Genomic DNA, 21,839 nt, shown 5'->3' on the forward strand with positions numbered 1-21,839 from the left:
ATAATTGTCATCAGTTTTTCATTATTGGGATAAAAATTAAGGGGGATAAATGAAGGAGATAGAACTTAATGGAAAAGAATTAGATAGATATTTATTAAGGAAAGAAACTAAAAATATGACAAAGCCATGTGTTTTCAGAAACATGAATATTTGTCAAGATTTGGAGAGCATTTCTGTAGTTAATATCCTTGAATTAAATAATAAAAAATTTGAATCCTCTTTTCATTCAGGTGCTTATTGGTCAGAAAAGCCGCTCATTTCTGAAGTTAAAGGGCGTGCCGTTCTTCTTGACCTGGAGAAAATGTTTGAAAAAGATCAAGGTGGATATTATGTTACTTATTTTCAAAGAGATGAAAAAGAAAGGTATGGATGGCAGACCTATAGAACTTGTGGAAACAATGAGTTTGATGACTTTTTAGCCGAAAGAACCATTTTCAAAGACTACATGATAGGTAGTTATCTGCATAATCACTGGGTTTCAAATGGAGGTACAGAGAGTTTATTACATGCTGATCCAGTTGATACCTTTTTTGTTCAAGTTAAAGGGTGGAAGCATTTCACCATTATCCCTGAGTCCCTTAATGTTTTTAAATTGTTAGATTTCAGTCAACCTCATAAATTGAAGAGGAAATTAAATGAAATTAATGAATTTAATGTTGAGAAGTATGAATTCGATTTAGGGCCGGGTGATGCTATCTTTATGCCGGCTTGGTGTTTTCATGAAATAAAAAGCAGGGAAAAAGAATTAAATATTTCATTGACTTCACATTATAAAAGAGAACGATGCTTTTATAATATCTCATTAATACATATTGTGAATAGGTTTAGACGATTCATCTATCCTAAATTGGTCGGGAAGCGTCGTATCCAGTTTCAATTAGAAAATCTTGATGAGTCTTCTGAACCTTTTTTTCCATGGTTTTCATCCTTTGTAAGGAATGAGATCTATCGTATAGATACATCTTATCAATATGAATACTTACTAATAAATAGAAATAACGGTAGGATATTTCCAGTTAAAAATAAAACTTTGGTTGATATATTCCCATTTTTTGATGGTTTTAATTCAATAGCATCTATTGCCAGAAAAACCAATTTTGACGTTGAAGCCATTATTAGTATATGTGCTCAATTGATAGAGGACGAATTTATTCAAATTATTTTTGAGGGGGATGATAGATACAATTATTTTTATCAAACAATCGAAGCAAGGCGGTGAGCTAAGTTTTAGAAATAAATAACACCAATATCTTTAGTCGATATATTTCTCTCATCTTGGTTATCCAGGCGTGTTCTTTTCCTTGTTGTTTGGATTACAGACAGTGAACAAAATTCTCACATACTGAAGTATGCTTCGGTTTATTCACTGTCTTTTTCTATTGTATCGAGTAATAGATTTTTCCGTTCAACGTATATGGCATACAGCCTGTATGCTGTTTGTGTCTGAATGGGCTGTAACAATGACGTTTATTGGGATCAGTTCTAAATCTGATTTACCGCCCCGGCCAGAACGGCTCGCCCAGCGTCAGCATCAACCGGTTGGCCCAGGCAAAAAACGCGGTGGACTGAATCAGGTCGAGAATCTCCAGCGTGTCCAGCCCTTGTTTATGCAGGCGCGCCAGATCCTGTGCGTTGGCCTGCGATGGCGTGGTGGAGAGCCGGGCGGCGAAGGTGATGATCGCCTGCCAGCGTGGGTGCTGTCCGGCGGCAAGATCTTCCCCCGGTGGTACGTCAAGCAGGCGTTGTACGGCGTCATGCTGCTTCGACAGTTGGCTGGCTTTGCGGGCGTGTACCGAGGCGCAATAAATACAGCCGTTTACCTTGCTGACGACGGCGGCAGCCAGTTCCCGGTCCTGACGCGGTAGTCCACCGGACGTATAGAAGATGCCCTTGTCGGTGAGGGTGCGTTGCTCCAGCACCGGCAGATTGCGGCCCAGCAAGCGGAAGTAGTCGGAATCGGTATGACCGAAACGCGCCAGAATGGCTTGCTCATCCGGGGTAAATTCCGCCAGCGGTTTGGCCGGGAGCCACGGTTCCCAGCCGAGTTCACCCTGTGTAAACGCATTCGGAGCGGTTTTGCCGCTGTTGGTCAGCGCCTGGGTATGCCAGAGACCAGCGACAGCGGCGGGTGCAACGGGTGCCCGTTCTTCGGCGTGACCAGCCAGTAGTCGATAACCGTACAGCAAGCGGCTTTGAAAACTGACAAACGCGACCAGTTGCGACAGGGTGACGATGTCGTCTACTGCCCAACCCGCTTGTTGCAGTGCCTGTAACGACTCCGGTTGTGCGGTGATGGGCTGTAATGCCAGACGTTCGGCATGTTCCAGCGTCAGGTCCAGCGCTACGCCGGGCGTCGGGGCCGGAAAATCCGCCAGCCGTTGGGCATAAAAGTGCTGTAACCGGGCGTTCTGATGCCAGCCGCTGACCTTTTCGGCGATGAAAAAGCGCAATGCCAGCGGTAACGTGTCGCTTGTCGTCTGGCTGAACAGCGCGTCGTAGCTGCCTTGCGTATGCCGGGTGGCGGCATCACGCGTCGCTCTGGCCTGCGCCAGCGGCGAATCCGGTGCAATTTCCGAAAGCGTATCCACTATATCGAATGTTGACTGTATATCGAATGTTGACTGTGTCATGCGACCTCCTGCCCGACCGGGCGGGTGTGTTTGTCTGTTACCGGCGACCAGCCCAGTGCGGGGGCAACTCGGGTGGCAATCAACTCCAGCGAGCGCAGAATATGGGCGTGTGGCGGGTCGATAGAATGCACCTGAAACGCCAGATCAGTGGTCCGCGCCAGCGAGCTGTCCGCCTGTAGTGAGGCAATGACGTCTTCCGGTGTGCCAACGTGGCTGTCGAATGAGGCGATCAGCTCCTCTACCGAGCCGTTACGTGCCGGACGGCCCAACTGGGCCAGCCGGGCGGCGGAACGTTGCAGCCCGGTTTGCGCCAGTTGCAGCGCCAGCGCCCGGTCATCGGCGACGAACACACTGCGCGAACCCATGATGCGCGGTGTGACGCCGGACGGCAGCGCCTCCAGATAGGCGTCGATCATCGGATTTTGCAAGTCGGCCAGCGTGGCATCCGGGAAAGCCTCCGGGCGCGGCTGGGTACGGGACAGCATCAGCCCATCGCCGACCCGACCGGCACGGATAGCGCCTTCCACGGAAAACGTGGCCTGCCATACACGGCGATTGAGATGCGCAGCGGCTGGATAAAGTTGGTTGCCATCAGCGCTCAGCGGTTCGCCCGCCCAGGCGGCGCGTACCTGTGCCAGATAGCGGCCCAGAATCTCGCCACGCTGTTCGCTGTTATGGCCGAACGCCGCGAACGATGACGGCGTGCCGCCGGAGCCGATGCCGACTTCCAACCGGCCGTGACTGAGCAGGTCAAGTACGGCGGTATCTTCCGCCACCCGCAACGGGTGTTCCATCGGCAGGGTAATCACCCCGGTACCAAGCCGAATACGTTGGGTTTGCGCGGCGACTTGCGCCAGAAACACCAACGGTGACGGCAGGCCGCCTTCGTCGGCGTGAAAGTGATGCTGTGCCACCCAGGCACTATCGAAGCCCAGTTGTTCAGCTTTGATGATTTGTTCAGCGGCTAAGCGGTAACGTTGCCCGGCGGGTACGTCATCCAGCAAGCGGGTGAAAAACCCCAGACGTTTTTGAGTCATGATTAAATCCTTGGTGTAGTGTGTCCCTTAAGAGGCGTGGTGCTGACCGGGAATCGCCTCGATCAGTTCCTGGGTATAACGTTCAGCCGGTTGGGCAAAAATGCGATCTACTGGCCCGGACTCCACCTGTTTGCCGTGGTACAGCACGGAAACGGTATCGGCTATCTGCCGTACCACGGCGAGGTCGTGGGAAATAAACAGGTAGGTCAGCCCCAGCGAGGCTTGTAACTCGTCCAACAGGCGCAGGATTTGCGCTTGTACGGTGACATCCAGCGCGGAGACCGCTTCGTCCAGCACCAGCACTTTCGGCTCCAGCACCAGCGCGCGAGCGATGGCGACCCGCTGACGCTGGCCACCGGACAGTTCTGCCGGACGACGTTGCAGTAGCGAGGCAGGCAGCGCCACCCGCTCGAACATCTCATGAACCCGGCTCGCCCGTTCTGTGCGAGAGTGGCGGTTAAAGTTGCGCAGCGGTTCCTCCACGATATCGAATAACCGCTGCGACGGGTCGAGTGAGCTAAACGGATTTTGATAAACCAACTGAATGGTCTGACGGAATTGACGTAGCGCTTCGCCGCGCAGTTGCGTCATGTCGGTGCCGTCGATCAGAATGCGGCCGGCCGTTGGGCGCTGGAAGCCAAGAATCAGGCGCGCGGTAGTGGTCTTGCCGGAGCCGGACTCGCCGACAATGGCGTGCGTGGTGCCAGGGGTTACGCTAAACGACACCGTATCCACCGCCCTAAATCGCTGCTTATGGTCGCCCGCCAGTGGGAATTCCTGTACTAACTGTTCCACCTGTACCATCGGCTGACCGGCGGCAGGCCGGTTCACCGACACACGTGATGGACGGTGAGTCAGCGAGGGGATGTTGGCCAGCAGGGTGCGGGCGTACTGGCTTTGCGGCGCACTCAGCACCTGTCGGGCTGGCCCCTGCTCCTGAATATAACCTTTCTGGAACACCAGCAGGCGGTCGGCACGCTCGGCCGCCACCCGGAGGTCGTGGGTGACGAATAAAATGGCGGTGTTGTTCTCCCGGCGCAGTTCGTCCAGCAGGTCGAGAATGCGTTTTTGCACCGTGACATCCAGCGCGCTGGTGGGTTCGTCGGCGATGATCAATGCCGGTTTCAAGGCGATGGCGATAGCGATCAGCACCCGCTGTTTCATGCCACCGGATAGCTCGTGCGGGTACTGGCTGGCGCGCAGCTCCGGCCTGGTCAGCCCGACGCGTGTTAACAGCGTCAGCGTTTGCTGACGCAGGCTATGGCGATCGCTTTTTTGGTGTAGCCGCAACATCTCATCGACCTGATCGCCGATGGTTTTCACCGGGTTGAGCGAACTGCCGGGGTCTTGCGGCACCAGGCTGACCACCCGGCCACGAATGCTGTCCAGTCGTGACGACGACCACCGGCTAATCTCGGTGCCGTTAAGGCGAATGGCTCCACGAGTCAGGCGACCGTTGTGTGCCAGCAGGCCGATCACCGCTTGCGCGGTGGTGGTTTTGCCGGAACCGGACTCTCCTACCAGCGCCACCACTTCGCCGGGCTGAATGACGAAGGACACCCCTTCTACGACCGTGCGTTCACCGTCGTCATCGCGGTAGGCGATAGCGACGTCTTCCAGCTCCAGCACCGGTGTGGCCGGGCTGTGTTGTAAACTCAGCGGCAGGCTCATCGCGTTGGCCTCCGAATAGACTGGCTGATGCGATTGGTCGCCAGCACCACCGCGACCACCAGCAGGCCGGGGAAGGTGGTCAGCCACCAGGCGGTGGCCAGATAATTACGGCCTTCGGCGATGAGCAATCCCCATTCCGGCGTTGGCGGTGGTGCGCCGTAGCCGAGAAAACTCAGCGTGGCGAGTGCCAGAATCGCGCTGCCGAATTGCAATGCGGCGAATGCCAGTACGCTGGTGAGCGAGTTAGGCAGAATGTGGCGCCACAGCACGCCAAAGAAGGTGCCGCCGCTGCCAAACGCCGCTTCAACATAATCGCTGCGGCGCACGCGCAGCACTTCCGTACGTACCAGCCGGGTAAAATTCGCCACCGACGTCACGCCCACCGCGATAGCCGCATTCAGATTGCCGAACCCCAGCAGGATGATGACGCTCAGCGCCAGCAGCAAACCGGGAATAGCCAGTAGCACATCGACGCTGCGCATCACCACGGTATCCAGCTTTCCACCTACCGCGCCTGCCAGCAGCCCCAGCAGGCTGCCGAGTACCAAACCCAGCGATACGGCTACTACCGCGCCGGAGAGTGAGTGCGCCGCCCCATAGACGATGCGGGTGTAGAGGTCTCGCCCCAGTTGGTCGGTACCTAGCAGGTACGCCCCACCCGGTGCCAGCCGTTGTGCACCCGGCACACCCTCAATCGGTGATGCATGGGTAAACAGGCCGGGGAACAGTGCCCACAGTGCCACGGCCAGTAGCACCAGCCAGGCGAGTACCAGACCGGGCTGCGTGGCATAACGGCGCAGACGCGGTGTTTTGCGCAGCAGCGGAAAGGTGATTTTTTCCAGTTGAATGCTCGCCATATCACACCTCCAATGCGGTTTTCAGCCGCGGATCAAGCAACGGGTAGAGCAGGTCGACCAGCAGGTTGACGACCACAAAGGCGGTGGCGGAAATCAGCACGATGGCCTGCAACACACTGGCGTCCTGCGTGTTGACCGCTTCCTGCGTTAACTGCCCCAGCCCGCTGCGGCCAAATACGGTTTCAGTGATGAGTGCACCAGCGATTAATTCGCCCAGTAGCAGACCTGCCAGCGTCAGCGCAGGCAGCACGGCGTTGCGCGCCACATGACGCCATAACACACTCTGGCGGCTCAGGCCTTTGGCGCGCGCCACCGCCACGAACGGTTGTGCCAGTACCTGATCGATGCTGCGCATCAATACTTGAGCAATCGGAGCGGCAATCGGTACGGAGAGTGTCAGGACTGGCAAAACCAGTCCTTCCCATTCGCCGGGGTTGATCACCGAAATCCAGCCCAGCCGGAAGGAAAACACCTGAATCAATACGATGCCGAGCCAAAACGTGGGGATAGATATCAACAGCGACGGTACGGACTGAAAGAGCTGGCGCAGCCAGGCGAATGGGGCCAGCGCCGAGAGAAACGCCAGCGTGATCGCCAGCAGCAACGCCACGCCGAACCCCAGCACCGCCAGCAGCAAGGTGGGGGGCAGGTTGGTTGCCAGTAAGTCGCTGACGGGCAACCCAGCCTGCAGTGACAGCCCAAAGTCGCCATGCAGCAGGCGTGACAGTGACGCTGCATACTGGGTCAGCAACGGCACATCGGCACCGTAGGCCAGCCGCAATTGCGCGATTTGGCTGGCGCTGAGCCCCAGCTCCGGGTTCATGAATTTGATCAGCACCGCATCACCCGGCAGTGCCTGTAGCAGCATGAACGACAAGGTAAATGCTGCCCACAGCACCAGCAGTGCATGTCCGAGGCGTGTTGCCAGATACGCTATGCGCATATTTTGCCCTCCGTCGCCGATGCCCGGTTACTTATCCAGCCAGGTGTTGTAGAAACTGGGGCGGCCCACCGCCTCAAAGCCTATGCCTTTCGTGCTGGCGCGACCGGCGAACACCTGCGGCTCTTCAAAAATCGGAATCACGTATGCCTTATCGATCAGGTAGTTCTGTACTTCGCCGACCAGCTCCAGCCGTTTGTTGCGGTCGGTCGCGGAGGCGATGCCATCCAACAGGGTATTAAGGTGGGTGTCTTCAAAGGTTTGTACCTTGTCGCTGGCTCCGCCCTTTTGCAGCAGCACATTGCGCAAGGTAGGGTAATACTGGCTTTTCAGCACATCCGGGTCCGCCCGGCCCACCATGCCCGGCGATACACCGGTTTTCAGTGGGTCGAGGCTGTCGACGGTTTTAGTGCCCGCATCGCCTGCCAGTACGTTCAATTTCACGCCCACTTTGGCCCACTGCTGCGCTACCAGTTGCAACATCTCTTTGTTCTGCGGCTGTGGCGGCGATTCGTAGGCGGTCAACACCAGCGATTGGCCGTCTTTCTGTCGAACGCCCTGCGCACCGATTTTCCAGCCCGCGTCGTCCAGCAGACGGGCGGCGGCGGCTGGGTCGAACGTCAGCTTCTCGGACAGGTTGATGTAACCGGCGGCGGTTTTCGCCAGTACCGACGTGGCTTGTGGGTAGTTATTGGAATACAGCGTCTGGATGATTTCTTTCGGGTTGGTGGCGTCACTCAGTGCCTGACGCACGCGGATATCCGCCACCAGCGGGTTATCCGGGCGGAAGTTGATACTGTTATTCACCCCGCGGGTCGGGGCGGCATAGATCCGAATACCCTCACTCTGCACCCGTTGTTCGTCATAGGCCTGAATTTGACGGATAAAATCCGCCTGACCGGAGACCAGTGCACCAATGCGCACACTGTCTTCCGGCGTCACCAGGTAGGTGATGCCATCCAGATAAGGGCGGCCCTGATGTGCAAAATTCACTGGTGCCCAGTGGTAATCCTTACGGGCCACCAGTTTCAGTTCGCGCCCCGGTTTTTCGCTGCTGACCACAAACGGGCCGGAGCCGATGATGTGGGTCGCATCGCCTAACTGGTTGAAATTGCGGGCCAGCGTACTCAGCGACACCAGACCGGAGCCGATAGCGGAGGTGCCTTGCAGGAAACCGGGCGACGGTTTTTTGAAGTAGAACTTCACCGTCAGCGGGTCGATCACTTCGCTGCGCTGGTAGTTGTTGATGACTTCGGAAATCGGCTGGTTGAGTTCTTTGTTGCCCAGCCCGTAGGTGTCGAAATTTTTAGCGACGGCGTTGGCATCCAGCGGTGTGCCGTCAGAGAAGGTGACGCCGGGGCGTAACCGGAATGTGTATTCGGTGCTGTAGGCGTTAATGGTCCAGGATTCTGCAATCCAGGGTTCGATGTCCAACGTTTCCGGGTTCTGATACGTCAGCTTATCGGTAATTTGGTTGAGGATACCGCCATTAGGATAAAAACCACCTGCGGGCGGATACAAATTGGTGTGCGGTTGTTGTTCCAGATAGATCAAGGTGCCGCCGGTTTTTGGTGCAACGTCGGCGGCCACCGCCTGTGCGCCATTTCCCAGTAGTGCGAATGAAACAAGCAGACCCATTCCCCGCTTCTGTTGAGCGTTCAAGAAACCAGACATGGTTTTTTCCTTTTAGTTATCAGAGTGATACCAGCCGCTATGCAGGTGACGTCAGGGCTGGAAAAAGGCTGTCATATGAAAGGGATACTTCCACAGGCATGGCAAAACCACAAAGTACAAAACCGGCAATGAATATCTGCTTTTGGGGTAAGTCAAGGCGGGCAGGCGAAGAGCGAATGCGATGCTTTTTTATTTCATAAAATTTGAATGATATCTACAAATAAACCCGTTTTTAACGAGCTGATAACAGGTCTATTATCACTTTCATCGAAGGCGATAACGCCTCCAGTAAAGAACACTAACCGAATACACTGTGAAGGATATCAACCATGAACGCTATCAAAAATATTGCTGTAGTTATCGCACTGGCTACCGTTTCTTTCGGCTCGTTCGCCGCGACTGAAGTGCAGCAGTCTGCCAGCCAGTCTGTCGGTTCTGTCAGCGCTACGGCGAATACGCTGGATGGCCTGCAGGCTAAGCTGTCTGAAAAAGCGGATGCTGCCGGTGCCAAATCGTTCCGTATCATCTCTGCGACCAGCAGCGATAACCAGTTGCAAGGCGTCGCTGAGCTGTACAACTGATAACGAGGGATATCACATCGATATCACGCGTAACGAGAACCGCCTTTGTGAACTGCACCCCAAAAGTTGGATACCCAACTCAGTAAGGTGCGGTTTTTTTGCGTGCGTGATACCGCTTCGCGTGCAGTCATACGCCAGGTAGAGGGTATGGCTGCACGCATAGCACGTCTGTTTTTCGGGGATCAGATTTTTGGCGTGTCAGACGCAGCCTTCTTGCCGCGCCCGCTCCACCTCTTCGGCCAGAATAGCGACACCTTGCTCGATTTTTTCCGGCTCCGGCACGTAGTTCATGCGCAGGCACTGGTGAGCGTGCGGCCATTCCTGTTCCAGACCGGGGAAGAAGTAATGACCCGGTACCATCAGTACGCCGCGTTGCTTCAACCGCTGGTACAGCACCTCGGTGGTGATGGGCAAGTCTTTGAACCACAGCCACAGGAAAATCGCGCCTTCCGGTTTGTGAATCAGACACACTTCTGGCGGCAGATAACGACGAATAATGGCGATAGTCTGCTCCACCCGTTGGCGGTAGAACGGCCTGACCACATCGTTGGACAGCCGCAGCAGATCACCACGCTGGATCATCTCATGTGCCAGCGCCGGGCCAATAGAACCGGGTGCCAGGCTGACGATACCGTTCATGTTGCCGAGCGCTTCGATCACCTGCTCAGAACCGATCACGATACCGCAGCGGGAACCGGGCAAGCCCAGCTTGGACAGGCTCATACACAGAATAATGTTCGGATTCCACAGCGGTGTGGCATCGCTGAAGATGATACCGGGGAACGGCACGCCGTAAGCGTTGTCGATCACCAGCGGAATCTGGTGTTCACGGGCCAGCGCATCCAGATGCTGCACTTCGTCGTCGGTGAGTACATTGCCGGTCGGGTTGGTCGGCCGGGAAACGCAAATCATGCCGATATCATCGGTGATGTGTAGTTGCTCGAAGTCAACGTGGTATTTGAATTGCCCTTCCGCTAACAGCTCAATCTGCGGGCGAACAGAGACAAACATGTCCTCATCCAGCCCGGAATCAGCATAACCGATGTACTCCGGTGCCAGCGGAAACAGCACCCGGCGATGTTGCCCCTCATCAGTACGACCAGCAAACAGATTGAACAGGTAGAAAAATGCGCTCTGGCTGCCATTAGTCAGCGCAATATTCTGTGGTCCAATCTCCCAGCCAAACTGTTCACGCAGCAGACTGGAGAGCGAATGCAGCAACACATCTTTGCCCTGTGGGCCATCGTAGTTGCACAGCGCATCGGTCAATTTTCCTTGATCCAACAGATCACGACACAATTGCTGAAAATAGTCGTCCATTGCTGGAATATGGGCCGGGTTGCCGCCACCGAGCATGATGGCACCTGGGGTGCGTAACCCGTCGTTCAGGTCATCCATCAGTTGGGTAATACCAGCATGACGGGTAAATTTGTTGCCAAAACGGGAAAAGTTCATAATTTGTCAATAAAGGGTGAAGCACAGGTAAACCGACACCTTAGCGCGTGCCTCGGGGTGGTGCAATCATGGTGGAAATATCATCACCCTGTTTTTATCCATATATTTTTGTTATGGCAGAGTATTCATCTGCTGAACGCGTTTTCTGCTTCAGCATGTTCACGCCTGTTAGACACTAAATGCTGAACGTGCGTCAGCTTTTAGCTGATCATGATCGCGTTTTTCATGCAATATCATTAGATATTCTTAATTAAAGTGTGATTTATTTTGCAAATATGTTGTGAAAAACGGGCAGTTAGTCATCTGGTGATAGCAATCACATTCTCCTGTCAGCTGGATTTGTAGTCTTTTAGCTCCACGGGCTTAATCAATTCAGCTAAAAGGATGTATGGAATGAAAAATGTACTGGCAATGAGTATCGCTTTGGCGCTGGTTTCCTGGCAGGCATCGGCTCAAACCTTTGTGCTGACAGACGTTGAAAGCAGCACCGAAAAGGGAAACTGGCAGATCAGCAGCGATGCGCTGAAGATTAAGGATCAGCACTTCAGCATCGAGCAAAAGGTACTGCACGGCGGACGTCAGGAAGGCAGCAAGATTCTGACTATCACCAGTCCCAACGGGCTGCAAATTACCCTGAGTCCGACCCGCGGCATGGATTTACTGCATGTCACGGGTAAAAACATCCGGCTGGGCTGGGATTCTCCGGTGGATGAGGTGGTCAACCCGAATACGATTACCCTGGAAAGCCGCAATGGACTGGGCTGGCTGGAAGGTTTCAATGAGATGATGGTGCGCTGCGGCTATGAGTGGACCGGACATCCGGTCACCAGCGACGGCATGATCTATACCCTGCACGGCCGTGCCGGTAATACACCTGCGTCGAAAGTGCTGGTAGATGTCAGCGACAAAGCGCCTTACACCATCACGGTGCGTGGCTTGCTCAAGGAAAACAGCTTTAAGAAATCCAACCTCGAAACCTGGACTGAACTGCGCTACGTGCCGGGGAGCGAGTCGTTTACCATTCATGACGTGCTGACCAATAAGTCAGATTACGCGCGTGATTACCAGATTATCTATCACAGCAATTTCGGTACCCCGATTCTGGAAGAAGGGGCACGTTTCCTGGCACCCGTGAAAGAGATTTCACCGTTTAATGACTACGCCAGGGCCGGTCTGAAAAGCTGGCAGACGTATAAAGGCCCGACTAAAGGCTTCGATGAAATGGTGTTCAACATGACGCCTTACGCGGATAAAGAGGGCAAAACACTGGCCGCACTGGTCAATCGTGCAGGTGATAAAGGGGTGTCCATCGCGTTTGATACCCATCAGTTGCCGTTGCTGACGATGTGGAAAAACACCGACACCCTGAAACAAGGCTATGTCACCGGTATTGAGCCCGGCACCAGCTATGCATATCCGGTCACTATTGAACGCCAGCAAGGGCGGGTGAAGAAACTGCAACCCGGCCAAAGCACCACGTTCGAGCTGACTTACAGCTTGTTGAGCAGCCCGGCGGCAGTACAACAAACCGAACAGAAAGTGAAAGCGATTCAGGGTGATCGCACCACCACGCTGACCGAAAAACCGATCGCGGTGGAATAATCGCTCTTCGCGTGAGAATCCTCCTTCCTGACGTCGGGAAGGAGGGATCCTCAATTAGCGTGCTGAACTACTTCAGCACGTCCGGATTGACGCAGTTTTCTTTAACGTCGCCACTGAGCGCGGCTATCAGGTTATCTACCGCGCAGGCCGCCATGTTGTAGCGGGTTTCATGGGTGGCGGAGCCGATGTGCGGCAGTGCAACCACATTGGGCAGCTTCAGCAGTGGTGAATCTACCGATAGCGGTTCTTTCTCGAACACATCCAGACCAGCGGCGTGCAGGGTGCCGTCGGTCAATGCCTCAATCAGCGCCTGCTCATCCACCACCGGGCCGCGGCCAATGTTGATCAGAATGGCGCTGGATTTCATTTTCGCCAGCTGTGCCTTGCCAATCAGATGGTGGGTTTCCGGCGTCAGCGGCAGGGTAATACACAGAAAATCGGATTCCGCCAGCAGGGTGTCGAGGTCGCAGTGACGGGCGTTGAAGCGGGTTTCTGCCGCGTCATGACGGCGACGGGCGTTGTAGAGCACCGGCATGCTAAAACCGAAGTGCGCCCGTTGAGCCACCGCCAGACCGATACGCCCCATGCCCAGAATACCAATGGTTTTGTGGTGAACATCAATACCGTACCAATCTTCACCGATGTTGCGCGTCCATTCACCGGCTTTCACGCGCTCGGCGGATTTCAACGCCTGGCGAGCCGTCATCAGCATCAAGGTCATGACGGTATCCGCCACCGTTTCTGTCAGGACAGTCGGCGTATGCATCAGCAACGCTTTTTTGTCATTTAACGCAGCAACGTCAATGTTGTCGTAACCCACCGACACGGTAGACACCGCCCGTAGTTTTGGCAGGTGGGACAGGTATTCCCGGCTGACGGTGTGTCCGGCCCCAATCAACCCTTCAGCACGCGCCAGTAACGGGTGGTCGATGGGAGGCAGGCCATCAAAAACCGAAACACTAGCGTGTTGCTCCAGTTTTTGGCGTAAATCGTCAGGGATCTTTTTGTAGAGGATGACTTCAGGTTTCATCAGTTCACTCCGGCTGATTGAGGCGATTGTCTGACTAAAACGACAGTTACTTTTGAACGCAGGTCAGCCTGTTAGCTTCGCATATCAAGGGCAGGCCTTTGCCGTAATAATGCCTAAAAACGTTTGGGCGATTTAATGAAATATCATGATAAACAATCGGATGGTACTTGTTATTTCTTCCCGGAGGTACACGACCTGCTGCAGGCATGATGGAGGACAGGGTGGGAGACTGCAAGTCAGGCGGCGCGCCCTCTGATAAGCCAGAAGGCGCGCTCCCGCTAAAACCCTGGTATTGGCTGAAATCAGCAGCATAGCAATTCAATTGCATTGCAAACAAAGATGAAAGGATTGGCAGTCACCCATGCTTGCGGCATGAATGATACGTTATAAAGTATCATTTTGTGGGGGTAATGCAACTGTACAATAATGCAGCGACAACGAATGCCGCTATAGCGGGTGTGTTTCTGTAGGGGCGGTTTCCCGGCGGCCTGAAACGTGGTCAGGGTGTAACGGCGGCGAGCAACGCCTGATCCTGCCAGTGCATAACCAGCAAGTGTGACTGGGTTTCATGCTGATAACTTTCCTGCACGGTCGTAAACCCTTGTTTGCGATAAAAGGCGCAGGCGCGGTGGTTCTGCTGATACACCTCCAGACTGAGCACCGGGAAGCGATGCTGAATATGCTGCATCAGCGCCGCGCCCACGCCCTGACCATACAGGCTGTGGTGAACAAACAGCGCGCCGACAAAGCGCTGATCCATCACGCTGATAAAACCACCGATGCCCTGAGCATGCTCATAAATCCAGGTTTGTGAGTGGGGGATATAATGCCCGCGAACCAGTTCTTCACTTTCCTGCCAATAGTGCGCCGAGATAAAGGGGTGCGCCAGCGTGGTACTTTCCCGCCATAGTGCGACCAGCGCGTCCAGGTCTTGTGGCCGATAAGGTCGAATCACAACGCCCCCGGATGACAGCAACAGTCGGTGGTATGGTCGTTTACCAGCCCGGCAGCCTGCATAAAGGCGTAGCAGATGGTGGAGCCGATGAATGTGAAGCCGCGTTTTTTCAACGCTTTCGACATGGCATCCGACACGGCGGTTTTTGCCGGTACATCAGCCAGCGATGTCGGGTTATTGATGACCGGCTGATGGTTAACGAAGGACCAGATAAACGTGGCAAAGTCGTCCCCTTGCTGCTGCATTGCCAGCCAGGCGCGGGCATTGCGGATAATGGCTTCAATTTTTCCGCGATGGCGGATGATGCCCGGGTCCAGTACCAGCCGGTTCACATCGTCATCAGTCATGGCCGCTACCCGGTGCGGATCGAATCCATGGAAACAACGGCGGTAGTGCTCGCGTTTTTTGAGCACGGTTATCCACGACAACCCGGCTTGCTGGCCTTCCAGACACAGCAGTTCAAACAGCGCGCGACTATCGGTGCAGGGGGTTCCCCATTCGTTATCGTGATAATCCTGATACAGCGTATCCTGCGTGACCCAGCCACAGCGTGCCATCCTCTTCTCCTTACTCCCAGTGGTTATTTGCCGATGAGTGTTATTTAGCAACATTGTTAGCGGCATTGTTATTCACCCGCGTTGTTGGTATTGATGATGGTCGATTTTGGCGCACCAACCGCGTGGTGTGGCGATCATCAGCCTAAGAGTGATGTGATGCAACCCTGACCTGACAGGGCAATGTGTGACGTGGCGCTGGAATCACACCAAAAAACGACAAGCGCAAAACGATAATCAATAAGCGACAAGGGGCGATAATGGGGATTGAGTGGATACTGGCCTATCTGGCGCTGGGAGCCGTGGTGGGATTTATGGCTGGATTACTGGGAATAGGCGGTGGCGGCATCATGGTGCCGGTGCTGACCGCGTTGTTCGCCGCACAAGGTGTGGAGAAAACGCATTTGGTGCATCTGGCATTGGGGACCTCGATGGCGGCGATTGTGATCACCGCTATTTCCAGCCTGCGCACCCACCATCAACATCAGGCGGTGATGTGGCCAGTGGTATGGCGCATCACACCAGCGATTTTACTGGGAACCTTCGCCGCTACCTGGCTGGCGGCGTTATTGCCAACCCGTGCGCTGGCAATCTTCTTTTCCTGTTTTATGGCGTATGTCTCGCTGCAAATGGTGTTGAACATCAAGCCAAAGCCTCACCGCCAGTTACCGGGCGTGACAGGCATGTCGCTGGCCGGGCTGACTATCGGTGGTATTTCCGCACTGGTCGCCATTGGCGGTGGGTCGCTCACGGTGCCGTTTCTGACCTGGTGTAATGTACGCATCCAGCAGGCCATCGGCACCTCGGCCGCGGTAGGGTTGCCGATCGCGCTCTCCGGCGCGCTGGGCTACATGATTAACGGCTGGTCTGCGACCGGCTTGCCCACGTTCAGCGTCGGTTATGTTTCGTTACCAGCGGTAGCGCTCATCTCGGCGGTCAGTTTCTTCACCGCGCCGGTGGGGGCGCGTTTAGCACATCGCTTGCCGGTCGCGACGCTAAAGAAAGCGTTTGCCGGGCTGTTGCTGTTGTTGAGCCTGAAAATGCTACATACCGTATTTGCCGGTTGATCGTTACCCGAAACGGGAAGAAAAAGGCGGCGATAATGCTATGTCACTGAAAATGTCGCTGTCACTGAAGTTGTTGCCGCATTCTGGCTGTATATCTTGCACTCAGAGGGTATACTGGCGGCTTCATTGTAAAAACCACTTGTATCGCGTGCGAATCCAACATGCAAAAGTTTGATACCAAGACCTTTCAGGGCCTGATCCTGACATTACAGGATTACTGGTCGCGTCAGGGCTGCACCATTGTCCAACCGTTGGACATGGAAGTCGGTGCCGGCACTTCTCACCCTATGACCTGCCTGCGTGCGCTTGGCCCGGAGCCTATCGCCGCCGCTTATGTGCAGCCGTCCCGCCGACCGACCGACGGTCGCTACGGTGAGAACCCCAACCGTCTGCAACACTACTACCAGTTTCAGGTGATCATTAAGCCGTCGCCGGACAACATTCAGGAACTGTACCTCGGCTCATTAAAAGAACTGGGCATGGACCCGACCATCCACGACATCCGTTTCGTGGAAGATAACTGGGAAAACCCGACGCTGGGTGCCTGGGGTCTGGGCTGGGAAGTGTGGCTGAACGGGATGGAAGTCACCCAGTTCACCTATTTCCAGCAGGTGGGTGGTCTGGAATGCAAACCGGTAACTGGCGAGATAACCTACGGTCTGGAACGTCTGGCGATGTACATTCAGGGCGTGGACAGCGTCTACGACCTGGTATGGAGCGATGGCCCGCTGGGTAAAACCACCTACGGCGACGTGTTCCATCAAAACGAAGTGGAGCAATCGACTTATAACTTCGAATACGCCGATGTGGATTTCCTGTTTACCTGCTTCGAGCAGTATGAAAAAGAAGCCCAGCAGTTGCTGGCGTTGGAAAAACCGCTGCCGCTGCCTGCTTACGAGCGCATTTTGAAAGCCGCCCACAGCTTCAACCTGCTGGACGCGCGCAAAGCCATTTCCGTGACCGAGCGTCAGCGTTACATCCTGCGGATCCGTACCCTGACCAAAGCGGTGGCGGAAGCCTATTATGCCTCTCGTGAGGCACTGGGCTTCCCGATGTGCAATCGTAAACAGAGCTGAGAGGCAGCGATGACAGATAAGACATTTTTGGTGGAAATCGGCACCGAAGAGCTGCCACCGAAGGCTTTGCGTACTCTGGCGGAATCTTTTGCCGCCAATTTTACCGCTGAACTGGATGCCGCCGGACTGGGTTATCAGTCGGTCAATTGGTTCGCGGCCCCGCGCCGTCTGGCACTGAAAGTGGCCGGTTTAAGCGCGTCCCAGCAGGACAGGGAAGTAGAAAAACGCGGACCGGCTATCGCGCAGGCGTTTGATGCTGCTGGCAACCCGACCAAAGCCGCAGAAGGCTGGGCACGCGGTTGCGGCATCACCGTCTCCCAGGCCGAGCGCCTGACCACCGACAAAGGCGAGTGGCTGCTATTCCGTGCACACGTGAAGGGCGAAGCGGCACAAACGCTGCTGCCGGGCATGGTCAGCACCGCGCTGGCGAAGTTGCCGATCCCGAAACTGATGCGCTGGGGCGATAACGACACCCAGTTTGTGCGTCCGGTGCATACCGCGACCCTGTTGCTGGGTGATGAACTGATCCCCGGTACCGTGCTGGGTATTGATTCCGGGCGTACCCTTCGCGGTCACCGCTTTATGGGTGAGCCGGAATTCACGATTGATAACGCCGACCAGTACCCGCAGATTTTGCAGGAACGTGGCAAGGTCATCGCCGATTACGACGTGCGTAAAGCCAAAATCAAGGCCGATGCCGAAGAGGCAGCGCGCAAGATTGGCGGCAATGCTGATCTGAGCGACAGCCTGCTGGAAGAAGTCACTTCGCTGGTGGAATGGCCAGTGGTCCTGACAGCGAAGTTTGAAGAGAAATTCCTGGCGGTACCGGCGGAAGCGCTGGTGTACACCATGAAAGGCGACCAGAAATACTTCCCGGTTTACGACAACAGCGGCAAGCTGCTGCCGAATTTCATTTTCGTCGCCAACATTGAATCGAAAGACCCGCAGCAGATCATCGCCGGTAACGAGAAGGTGGTACGCCCGCGTCTGGCTGACGCCGAGTTCTTCTTCAATACCGACCGTAAAAAACGTCTGGAAGATCATCTGCCGCGTCTGGAAACCGTGTTGTTCCAGCAACAGTTGGGGACGTTGCGTGATAAGACCGACCGTATCGCCGCACTAACCGGCTGGGTGGCTGAGCAGATCGGCGCTGATGTCAATCACGCCAAACGTGCGGGCCTGCTGTCCAAGTGCGACCTGATGACCAACATGGTGTTTGAATTCACCGATACTCAGGGTGTGATGGGGATGCACTATGCCCGTCACGATGGTGAGGCTGAAGATGTGGCCGTCGCGCTAAACGAGCAGTACCAGCCGCGTTTTGCTGGCGATGAACTGCCGTCCTCACTGGTCGCTTGCGCGCTGGCGATTGCCGATAAAATGGATACCCTGGCGGGTATTTTCGGCATCGGTCAGCACCCGAAAGGCGATAAAGACCCGTTCGCACTGCGCCGTGCGGCGTTGGGTGTGTTGCGCATCATCGTGGAAAAACGCCTGCCGCTGGACTTGCAAACCCTGACGGAAGAAGCGGTACGCCTGTACGGTGACAAGCTGACTAACGCCAATGTGGTCGACGATGTGATTGAATTTATGCTGGGTCGCTTCCGTGCCTGGTATCAGGAAGAAGGTCACAGTGTCGACACCATTCAGGCGGTGCTGGCGCGTCGTCCGACTCGCCCGGCAGATTTCGATGCTCGCGTGAAAGCGGTGAGTCATTTCCGCACACTGGAGCAGGCCGAAGCACTGGCCGCTGCCAACAAGCGTGTCTCCAACATTTTGGCGAAGTCTACCGAAACGCTGAACGACAGCGTGCAGGCCGCGTTGCTCAAAGAGAAGGAAGAAATTCAGCTGGCGACGTATGTTACCGCGCTGACCAGCAAACTGGCACCGTGGTTTGCCGAAGGGCGTTATCAGGAAGCGCTGGCGGAACTGGCACAGTTGCGTGAGTCAGTCGATAACTTCTTCGATAAGGTGATGGTCAACGCTGATGACGCGCAGGTGCGTATCAACCGCCTGACGCTGCTCAACGAACTGCGTAATCTGTTCCTGAAAGTAGCGGATATTTCAGTGTTGCAGTAATCCTCGGGTTAGCCGGGCGGTATTGAGCCGCCCGGTGCTGATGACTTGTGATGTTAAGCATCACCACTGACGGGGCTACGGCCCCGTTTTTCATGCAAGCTGGCGCAACCACAGCACTACTGCCGCATACACCCCGATAGCGACAATACTCAGGCACGTGCCGCAGGCAATCAGGCTGGTGGAGCGGCCACTTTTTAAGTAATGCGTTTCCAGCACGATAATATTCGCCGCCGGTGGCAATAAGCACAGCAAATAGAGCGTCGGTTTATTCTCCGTCACAAGGCTGATGCCAAGAGGCTCGCAGAGCGCAATCAAGGCGCTAACCAGAATGAAAAATACACCCGCTCGGCAGGCGAAAGGCCACAGTGCCTGACGAAAATCGGTGGCACGAATTGTGGTGGTGGATAGCCAGATGCCCAAAATCGCCATACCGAGAAAGCTCATCAAAAACTTCAGCACGTCATAGGCTGACTTGCCGTACACCTCAAGCTGGGGGGCCAGCGGCATCGTCGCTAACCCGACGGCCAGCGCCCACACAGGTGGAGCCTGAAGTGTCTGGCGCAGGCGGGTTTGCCAGCACTGGCCTTGCGCCATCAACCCCACGCCAATGGAGTTACCAAACAACGAGCTACCGACATACGCGGCAATAATAACCATCGCCGCGCCGTCGCCAAACAGTGACCCGGCTACCGGCAAGCCCAGCCAGCCAATATTCAGGTAACAGAAGCATAAGTTTTGCACCGGGTCGCGCGTCTGGAGACGGCTGACCAGCAACATCACTCCCATCATGACTATCATGCCCAGCATAATCACAAACACCCCGGCGCGATGGGTGGCTATATTAAAAATGATCACCAACGGAATGACGAATTTTGTCAGCAATGCAGATGCACGTCCTTTAATTTCAAGTGGTGTATGTCCTGCAATAAAACCCATCAGTAGGTAAAGCAACGGAGATAAAATGGATATCGACATGGGGAGGCTCCATGGGGCGTACCGCCGCCCGTGACTGGTGGTGTAATCCTAGTGGTGTGATGTTGTTGGTATAATAACAGCGTGGCGTCAGGTTGCCGCCTTCAGCCAGCCTGTCAGCACGCTCTTTTCTTTTAAAAACAGGCTCAAATCCAGGTGGTTGCGCATGTGTTCATGGTGCGGTTGTTGGGCATGGCATTCAATGCAGAGGGCTTGCAGGTTGCTGTGCTGATTCTCGTTTTTTTGCCCATTACGGTGGTGGACATGCAAAAAACGCCGCCGCCGTTCTGCACTGAGATCGGTATTACAGGCTTCACAGCGCCAGTTTTTGGCGGAGCGGTAATTAATTGATATTTCATCGAAATTTTCAGGGTAATCATTGGTTGTTATTTCATTATCTGTTTTCTCTGGTCTGTATGTAGTTGCTGAAGTTGGATATTTCTCAAAGAAAGCCTCTAGATCAAATTCATCTACTGACATATTTTTTTCTGTATATGTTTTTGATTTATAGTCATCCCAGTTTATTAATTCTAGACAAAGCTTACATACTTTAAGCCTGACAATATTTCTTTCTATTTCTCCTGTGTCACTATTCTTGTTGTTTATAACGAATAAACCGTCAGAACGGGATGTTCTGATGTAATTTTTACTTCTATTTGCTGTCCACATTTCTTTTAGTGTGGAGCAATTAGCTATATGATATTTAGGGAGTGTGTACTGACCATGATGATATGATGGCTCTCTTTTGTAGATAATAACTCTTTCACCATTTTCTCCAACGAAGAATTTTCCTTCTACTTTGGGTTTTGATTTGTGCCCGGGGGGATCTTGGATGGGGTTTAATATTTCCTCTATTTTATTTGTTGGCAAAGGCGGCACCAGCTCTGCCTGCATGGCAGAACGCAATTGATTAAAATTATCCACCAGCAAAAAATCGGTCAGGCTGGAAATCAGAAACTGGCTCATCGTTATTTTCCACCTTTTTCCACGATATTAGCAACCTGACGCTCAACATTGGTTCTGACCCGAAATTCCACCCGCTGGGAACGGGCCTGATCTTCCGTTTGGTCGGGTGAGATAATAACTTTACCATCGGCATCCACCGGGCGAGCTGAAGAAAACCCGATGGCGCGTACATGGGTTTTAAACCAGCTAAAAGAAGGCTTCGACTGGGAAACAACCGGCATATCCATAATATATTCCAGCGTTGAACGGGTACGCGACTGGGATAGTTCCATATTATGAAAATACGCATCTTTATCGTTGATGCCGGTACGCCATACGGTTGAGGTGTGGCCTTCAATACGAATTTCTTCAATATTCTCGATGTATTTCGGGTCGGTCATTATTTTCAGGTAACGGGGAATAAACTCATCAAGAATGGTTTTGAATTCAGGCTTCAGTTCCGCCGAGCTGGTGGTAAACAGAATATTCGGCTCCTGAAATCGTACCGTCAGATCCTGATCGATAGTGGCGTGCCATCGTTTTAAATCATCTTTAAACTCATGCTGCAAGGCTTGCCCTAACCCCTGTAGCGTATTTTTATACACCGAAGGGATTTTTACCATTTCCTGAACTTTTATCATGTATATCAGTGAAATGAGTAAGAAAATCATCATCAGTGAAGTCATTAAATCGCTGAGGCTTATCCAGAAATCT

At 54.0% G+C, this 21,839-nt stretch carries 19 protein-coding genes; 6 read left to right on the plus strand and 13 right to left on the minus strand.

The features are described from left to right. Positions 1 to 49: 49 nt before the first annotated feature. Entirely contained in the window at positions 50 to 1,219 is a 1,170-nt protein-coding gene (locus tag LF929_RS00185) for a cupin-like domain-containing protein (RefSeq protein ID WP_226092788.1), read from the plus strand. A 274-nt stretch (positions 1,220 to 1,493) separates the two neighbouring features. Here the strand turns inward: LF929_RS00185 and LF929_RS00190 are convergent, their stop codons facing one another. Genes LF929_RS00190 through LF929_RS00215 form a run of 6 tightly spaced genes read right to left on the minus strand, consistent with a single transcriptional unit; the run spans position 1,494 to position 8,809 of the window. Then, complete coding sequence (locus LF929_RS00190; protein ID WP_226092789.1) at positions 1,494 to 2,630, minus strand: alkylhydroperoxidase domain protein; 1,137 nt, start codon at positions 2,628 to 2,630, stop codon at positions 1,494 to 1,496. After that, a complete protein-coding gene (locus tag LF929_RS00195; protein WP_210174807.1) occupies positions 2,627 to 3,667 on the minus strand; it encodes a putative FMN-dependent luciferase-like monooxygenase in 1,041 nt (346 codons plus the stop codon). The genes LF929_RS00190 and LF929_RS00195 overlap by 4 nt, the downstream gene beginning before the upstream one ends. A 27-nt stretch (positions 3,668 to 3,694) precedes the next feature. Next, complete coding sequence (locus LF929_RS00200) at positions 3,695 to 5,338, minus strand: ABC transporter ATP-binding protein (RefSeq protein ID WP_226092800.1); 1,644 nt, start codon at positions 5,336 to 5,338, stop codon at positions 3,695 to 3,697. After that, a complete protein-coding gene (locus LF929_RS00205; RefSeq protein WP_226092790.1) occupies positions 5,335 to 6,195 on the minus strand; it encodes an ABC transporter permease in 861 nt (286 codons plus the stop codon). Before LF929_RS00205 ends, LF929_RS00200 begins: the two co-directional genes overlap by 4 nt. 1 nt (position 6,196) lies before the next feature. Beyond that, on the minus strand, positions 6,197 to 7,138 hold the full coding sequence (locus tag LF929_RS00210; RefSeq protein ID WP_210176846.1) for an ABC transporter permease: 942 nt from the start codon (positions 7,136 to 7,138) through the stop codon (positions 6,197 to 6,199). Positions 7,139 to 7,165: 27 nt separating this feature from the next. Beyond that, a complete protein-coding gene (locus LF929_RS00215) occupies positions 7,166 to 8,809 on the minus strand; it encodes a TIGR04028 family ABC transporter substrate-binding protein (RefSeq protein WP_226092791.1) in 1,644 nt (547 codons plus the stop codon). Positions 8,810 to 9,138: 329 nt separating this feature from the next. Here LF929_RS00215 and LF929_RS00220 point away from each other — a divergent pair, with 329 nt between their 5' ends. After that, positions 9,139 to 9,390 carry a DUF1471 domain-containing protein gene (locus LF929_RS00220; RefSeq protein WP_012882788.1) on the plus strand — a complete coding sequence of 84 codons (252 nt, stop codon included), beginning with the start codon at positions 9,139 to 9,141 and terminating at the stop codon, positions 9,388 to 9,390. Positions 9,391 to 9,588: 198 nt separating this feature from the next. Here LF929_RS00220 and LF929_RS00225 read toward each other — a convergent pair whose 3' ends face one another. Continuing rightward, positions 9,589 to 10,845, minus strand: coding sequence for a valine--pyruvate transaminase (locus LF929_RS00225; protein WP_226092792.1), 1,257 nt, complete (start codon positions 10,843 to 10,845; stop codon positions 9,589 to 9,591). A gap of 393 nt (positions 10,846 to 11,238) precedes the next feature. Here LF929_RS00225 and LF929_RS00230 point away from each other — a divergent pair, with 393 nt between their 5' ends. Next, positions 11,239 to 12,447: an aldose 1-epimerase family protein gene (locus LF929_RS00230; RefSeq protein ID WP_168364585.1), complete on the plus strand. Its 1,209-nt coding sequence runs from the start codon at positions 11,239 to 11,241 to the stop codon at positions 12,445 to 12,447. 67 nt (positions 12,448 to 12,514) lie between these two features. Here the strand turns inward: LF929_RS00230 and ghrB are convergent, their stop codons facing one another. From ghrB to LF929_RS00245, 3 genes are all read right to left on the minus strand, one after another. Then, on the minus strand, positions 12,515 to 13,477 hold the full coding sequence (gene ghrB, locus LF929_RS00235) for a glyoxylate/hydroxypyruvate reductase GhrB (RefSeq protein WP_016941592.1): 963 nt from the start codon (positions 13,475 to 13,477) through the stop codon (positions 12,515 to 12,517). A 499-nt stretch (positions 13,478 to 13,976) separates the two neighbouring features. Continuing rightward, positions 13,977 to 14,432, minus strand: coding sequence for an N-acetyltransferase (locus LF929_RS00240; RefSeq protein ID WP_012882792.1), 456 nt, complete (start codon positions 14,430 to 14,432; stop codon positions 13,977 to 13,979). Then, positions 14,429 to 14,989 (minus strand): DNA-3-methyladenine glycosylase I, encoded by a 561-nt coding sequence (locus LF929_RS00245; RefSeq protein WP_038902901.1) that lies wholly within the window; start codon positions 14,987 to 14,989, stop codon positions 14,429 to 14,431. Before LF929_RS00245 ends, LF929_RS00240 begins: the two co-directional genes overlap by 4 nt. A gap of 257 nt (positions 14,990 to 15,246) precedes the next feature. Between LF929_RS00245 and LF929_RS00250 the strand changes: the two genes are divergently transcribed. From LF929_RS00250 to glyS, 3 genes are all read left to right on the plus strand, one after another. Continuing rightward, positions 15,247 to 16,053, plus strand: coding sequence for a sulfite exporter TauE/SafE family protein (locus LF929_RS00250; RefSeq protein ID WP_038902902.1), 807 nt, complete (start codon positions 15,247 to 15,249; stop codon positions 16,051 to 16,053). 161 nt (positions 16,054 to 16,214) lie between these two features. Continuing rightward, on the plus strand, positions 16,215 to 17,129 hold the full coding sequence (gene glyQ, locus LF929_RS00255) for a glycine--tRNA ligase subunit alpha (protein ID WP_012882795.1): 915 nt from the start codon (positions 16,215 to 16,217) through the stop codon (positions 17,127 to 17,129). A 9-nt stretch (positions 17,130 to 17,138) separates the two neighbouring features. Further along, positions 17,139 to 19,208, plus strand: a complete 2,070-nt coding sequence (gene glyS / locus LF929_RS00260; RefSeq protein ID WP_226092793.1) for a glycine--tRNA ligase subunit beta — start codon at positions 17,139 to 17,141, stop codon at positions 19,206 to 19,208. Positions 19,209 to 19,298: 90 nt separating this feature from the next. Here glyS and LF929_RS00265 read toward each other — a convergent pair whose 3' ends face one another. The 3 genes from LF929_RS00265 to LF929_RS00275 form a co-directional block, all read right to left on the minus strand. After that, positions 19,299 to 20,183 carry an AEC family transporter gene (locus LF929_RS00265; protein WP_038906629.1) on the minus strand — a complete coding sequence of 295 codons (885 nt, stop codon included), beginning with the start codon at positions 20,181 to 20,183 and terminating at the stop codon, positions 19,299 to 19,301. A gap of 87 nt (positions 20,184 to 20,270) precedes the next feature. After that, positions 20,271 to 21,146 (minus strand): HNH endonuclease, encoded by an 876-nt coding sequence (locus LF929_RS00270; protein ID WP_226092794.1) that lies wholly within the window; start codon positions 21,144 to 21,146, stop codon positions 20,271 to 20,273. Between the two features lie 2 nt (positions 21,147 to 21,148). Beyond that, entirely contained in the window at positions 21,149 to 21,748 is a 600-nt protein-coding gene (locus LF929_RS00275) for an OmpA family protein (protein ID WP_226092795.1), read from the minus strand. Between the last annotated feature and the right edge of the window lie 91 nt (positions 21,749 to 21,839).

The sequence above is a fragment of the Dickeya oryzae genome (assembly GCF_020406815.2).
Lineage (GTDB): Bacteria > Pseudomonadota > Gammaproteobacteria > Enterobacterales > Enterobacteriaceae > Dickeya > Dickeya oryzae.